At 72.7% G+C, this 4,811-nt stretch carries 3 protein-coding genes and 1 pseudogene; all 4 read right to left on the bottom strand.

Translation table 11 applies throughout. The annotated features are described in order from the left end of the window. Positions 1-255 (bottom strand): NADH-quinone oxidoreductase subunit NuoE family protein (locus tag E1283_RS31935; protein ID WP_207930612.1); only part of this gene is annotated, 255 nt, incomplete at its 3' end. 18 nt (positions 256-273) lie between these two features. Further along, positions 274-2,229: a molybdopterin oxidoreductase family protein gene (locus E1283_RS31930; protein WP_132821658.1), complete on the bottom strand. Its 1,956-nt coding sequence runs from the start codon at positions 2,227-2,229 to the stop codon at positions 274-276. A gap of 86 nt (positions 2,230-2,315) precedes the next feature. Continuing rightward, a pseudogene (locus E1283_RS31925) lies at positions 2,316-3,281 on the bottom strand (2-dehydropantoate 2-reductase); the annotation flags it as partial. A gap of 158 nt (positions 3,282-3,439) precedes the next feature. Beyond that, on the bottom strand, positions 3,440-4,693 hold the full coding sequence (gene frc, locus E1283_RS31920) for a formyl-CoA transferase (protein ID WP_132821656.1): 1,254 nt from the start codon (positions 4,691-4,693) through the stop codon (positions 3,440-3,442). Positions 4,694-4,811: the final 118 nt, after the last annotated feature.

The raw sequence follows: 4,811 nt of genomic DNA, 5'->3' as shown, positions 1-4,811 counted from the left end.
GGTGAGGGAGAAGAGGGAGTAGAAGCTGGCGACGCCGTAGGCGCTGGCGGGTGGGATCTCCAGCCGGCGGCAGAGGTGTTCGAGTGCGCCGGGGCTGATCCAGCCGATCCGCTCGTGCACCGCGTGCAGGGCGGGCAGCAGGAGGTCGCGGCGGTGGGCGGGCGCGTCCGGGTCGTCCGGCTGGGCGGCGAGCGCGGCGTCGACCGCGTCGCGTTCCGGCTCGGTGGCCGTGGCGCCGCTGAAGTGCAGTTCCATGGAGCGCTCCTGGCGGGGCTAGACGGCCGGGACGGGGTCGAGGCGTTCGACGCGGATGGCGCTGGCCTTGTACTCGGCGGTGCCGGCGATCGGGCAGGTGGCCTCGATGGTGATGGCGTTGACGTCCACCTCGTCGGGGAAGTGGAAGGTCATGAAGGCGAGGCCCGGGCTGAGCCCGGAGTCGAGCCGGACGGGCGCGACGATGGAGCCGCGGCGGGAGCTGATCCGTACCTCCTCGCCCTCGGCGACGCCCAGCGCCTCGGCGTCGACCGGGTGCAGGTCCAGGGTCTCGCCGCGGCGCCGCGGGGAGTCGAAGCCGCCCGACTGGACGCCGGTGTTGTAGGAGTCGAGGCGGCGCCCGGTGGTGAGCCGCAGCGGGAACTCGTCGGTGAGCTCGTCGACCGGGGGACGGTGTTCCAGCACGGTGAACGGGGCGGGCCGGCCGCGGCGTTCGGGGTCCTCCTCCCACAGCCTGGCGTGCAGGTAGGAGGGTTCGAGGGTGTCCTCGCTGAAGCAGGGCCACTGGATGCCGCCGTGCTCCAGGCGGGCCCAGGAGATGCCGGCGTGGTTGGGCGCCAGGGAGCGCATCTCGTCCCACGCCTGCTCGGGGGTGTACCGCCAGTCGTGGCCGAGGCGGCGGGCCATGTCGCAGAGGATCGCGATGTCGTCGCGGGCGCCGGGAGGCGGGTTGAGCGCCTTCCTGACCCGCTGGACCCGGCGCTCGCTGTTGGTGAAGGTGCCGTCGGTCTCGCACCAGGCGGCGCTGGCGGGCAGCACGACGTCGGCGAGCTGGGCGGTCTTGGTGAGGAAGATGTCCTGGACGACGAGGTGGTCGAGGTTGGAGAGCCGCTTCACGGTGTGCTGGCAGTCGGCCTCGGACTGCACGGGGTTCTCGCCGATGATGTAGCAGGTGGTCATGTCGCCGCGCTCGATGTGGTCGAGCATCTGGGTGAGGTTCCAGCCGTAGCGGGGCTGGATGGCGCGGCCGTAGGCGAGGCCGAACTTCTCGCGCACCGCCGGGTCGAGGATGTCCTGGAAGCCGGGCATCCGGTTGGGGATGGCGCCCATGTCGCCGCCGCCCTGCACGTTGTTCTGGCCGCGCAGCGGGTTGAGCCCGGCGCCGTGCCGGCCGACGTGGCCGGTGAGCAGGCCCAGGTTGATCAGCGAGAGCACGTTGTCGGTGCCGTTGTGGTGCTCGGTGATGCCGAGGGTCCAGCAGAGCTGGGCGCGGTCGGCGCGGGCGTAGACGTGGGCGAGCTCGCGGATCAGCTCCGCGGGGACGCCGGTGACCTCCTCGGTGCGGGCCAGCGTCCAGGGCTCGGCGGCGGCCGCGTAGGCGGCGTGGTTCTCGGTGCCGCGCTCGATGAAGGTGCGGTTGGCCAGACCGGCGTGGATGATCTCGCGGGCGATGCCGTAGGCGAGCGGGATGTCGGTGCCGACGTTGAGCGGCAGGTGGCGCTCGGCGAACTGCGCGGTGCTGGTGCGGCGGGGGTCGACGACGAAGAGCCGGGCGCCGTTGCGCATGCCGCGCAGCACGTGCTGGAAGAAGATGGGGTGCGCCTCGCGGGCGTTGGAGCCCCAGAGCACGATGACGTCGGTGTCCTCGATCTCCTGGTAGGAGGAGGTGCCGCCGCCGCTGCCGAAGGCGTGGGCGAGGCCGGCGACGCTCGGCGCGTGGCAGGTGCGGTTGCAGGAGTCGACGTTGTTGGTGCCGATCACGGCACGGGTGAACTTCTGTGCCAGGTAGTTCAGTTCGTTGGTGGAGCGGGCGCAGGAGAACATGCCGAAGGCGTTCGGTCCGTGCTGCTCGGTGTTGCGCCGGAAGCCCTCGGCGGCCCGGCTCATGGCCTCCTCCCAGGAGGCCGGGCGCAGCACGCCGGCGTCGCGCACGAGTGGCTGGGTGAGGCGGGTGTAGTGCTCCCGGCGGCGCTTCCGGTCCTGGCGGGCGCGCTGGCCCGGCTGGTTGGCGGTCATGTCGGTTCGGCCTTCCGTGCTGGTGTGGTGGGTTCCGGTGCGGCGGTGGGGTGGCCGGTCGCGGCGCCGGCCAGGGCGCCGGTGGTGCTGGTGCGGGCGAGGAGGTCGACGGCGGCGTGCACGTCGCGCAGGGTGGGCGCGGGCACGCCGGTGAGCTCGGCGAGTTCGACGACCGCGCCGAGGATGGCGCCGGTCTCCATCTCCTTGCCGGCCTCCAGGTCCTGGAGCATCGAGGTCCTGTGGTGGCCGACGCGTTCGGCGCCGGCGATCCTGCGGTCGATGGACACGCCGGGGGCGCTGCCGGTGGCCCTGGCCACGGCGAGGGTCTCGGCCATCATGGCGCCGACCAGCCGGCGGGCGCCGGGGTGGGTGGCGATCTGCACCATGGTGGCGCGGGTGAGGGCGCTGAGCGGGTTGAAGGCGACGTTGCCCATCAGCTTGATCCAGATGTCGTTGCGCAGGTCGGCCTCGACGGGGCACTTGAGGCCGCCGGCGACCATGGCGGCGCTGAAGTCGAGGCAGCGGCGGGAGATCCGGCCGTCCGGCTCGCCGATGGCGAAGCGGGTGCCCTCCAGGTGGCGGATCACGCCGGGTTCGGCGATCTCGGTGGAGCAGTAGACGACGCAGCCGATGGCGCGGCGCGCCTCGATCACGGTGCTGACGGTGCCGCCCGGGTCGACGGCCTCGATGCGGCGGCCCTCCAGGGCGTGCCCCGACAGGCCGTGGAAGTACCACCAGGGGATGCCGTTCTGGGCGGCGATCACCGCGGTGTCCCGGCCGAGCAGCGGGCGGAGCAGGGCGCCGCAGCTGGCGTACTGCTGGGCCTTCAGGCCGAGGAAGACGTAGTCGACGGTGCCCACCTCGGCCGGGTCGCCGGTGGCGGGCGGGTGGGCGTGGAAGTCGCCGCGCGGGCTGAGGACGGTGACGCCGCGTTCGCGCAGCGCGGCCAACTGGGCGCCGCGCGCGACCAGGTGGACGTCGGCGCCGCCGCGGTGCAGCGCCGCCCCGACATAGGCGCCGATGGCTCCGGCGCCGAGCACTGCCACTCTCATTCGCTGCCCCCGATCTCGGTCGGGTCTGGGCCCCTGAGGGGCAGGGATTGCATACAGTATTCCAGAGATCACCGCGCCGGGACAGGGGCGGGACGGCACGGACCGCCCGGGATCGCCCTCGATCGCCCTCGATCGCCCCGGATCGCCGAACTCCGGTCTCAGATCACGCCGATCGCCCGGAGGCCGGCCACCTGTCGTGCGGTGTAGCCGAGTTCCCGGTAGACCTCGTCGTTGTGCTCGCCCAGCAGCGGCGGCCGGCTGATCTCCACCGGGGAGTCGGAGAGCCGCAGCGGGGAGCCGACCGTGCGGAAGGCACCGCGTTCCGGATGCTCGACCTCGACGATGGCGCCGACGGCGGCCAGCGTCGGGTCGTCGATCAGCTCCCGGGTGGACATCACCGGCGCGCAGGGGATGCCGTGTTCGGTGAGCGTGTCCATCACCCGCCACTTGCCGCGCCGTTCGGTCCACTCCTCGACGAGCGCGAACATCTTGTCCAGCTTGGCCTGCCTGGCCTCCTGCGTCGACCACCCCTCGTTGCCGGCGAGTTCGGGCCGGCCGATCAGCCGGGCCAGCGTCGCCCAGCTCTGCGGCTGCACGATGACGTAGACGTAGTCGTTGGGCCCGCCGGGCGCGCAGCGCAGCGCCCAGCCGGGCTGGCCGCCGCCCGAGGCGTTGCCGGCCCGCGGCACCTCGGGCCCGGAGGGACGGCCCGGGTACTCCGCCAACGGGCCGCGGGCCAGCCGCTGCTGGTCGCGGAGCTTGACCCGGCAGAGGTTGAGCACGGCCTCCTGCATGGTGACCTGGACCCGCTGCCCGTGCCGGGTGACGGTGCGCTGGTAGAGCGCGGCGAGGACCGCGGCGACCAGGTGGATTCCGGCGCCCGAGTCCCCGATCCCGGCGCCGCTGGCGGTGGGAGGGCCGTCCGGGAAGCCGGTGGTGGCCATCGCGCCGCCCATCGCCTGGGCGATCATCTCGTACCCCCGGACGTCGGCGTGCCGGCCGGGGCCGAAGCCCCTGATGCTGGCGTACACCAGCCGGGGGTTGAGCCGGCGCAACTCCGGCCAGGGGAAGCCGAGCCGGTCCACGACCCCTGGGCCGCGGTTCTCGACCAGCACGTCCGCCCCGGCGACCAGACGGCGGAACAGCTCCTTGCCCTGCCCGGTCTTGAGGTTGAGGGTGATGCTGCGTTTGTTGCAGTTGAGCATGGCGAAGTAGAGGCTGTCGACGTCGGGCACGTCGCGCAGTTGGCCGCGCGCGATGTCGCCGCGACCCGGCGTCTCCAGCTTGATCACGTCGGCCCCCAGCCAGGCGAGCAGTTGGGTGGCGGAGGGGCCCGACTGGACGTGCGTCATGTCGAGCACCCGTACCCCCGCCAGGGCCTTGGGTGCTTCGGTGCCGGCTGCCTCGGTCATGTGGGCGTCCCCTCGCTGGTCTGTCCCGACGTGGAGCGACTGGAGATTGCATACCGTATGCAGTAACCCATATGGTCGCGGCTGTCGACGGCGGCTGTCCAGGGTTCGGCGGGGGCGT

It is taken from the genome of Streptomyces hainanensis (genome assembly GCF_004348415.1).
GTDB classification, from domain to species: domain Bacteria; phylum Actinomycetota; class Actinomycetes; order Streptomycetales; family Streptomycetaceae; genus Streptomyces; species Streptomyces hainanensis.
This window is presented reverse-complemented; position numbering and strand designations above follow the sequence as displayed.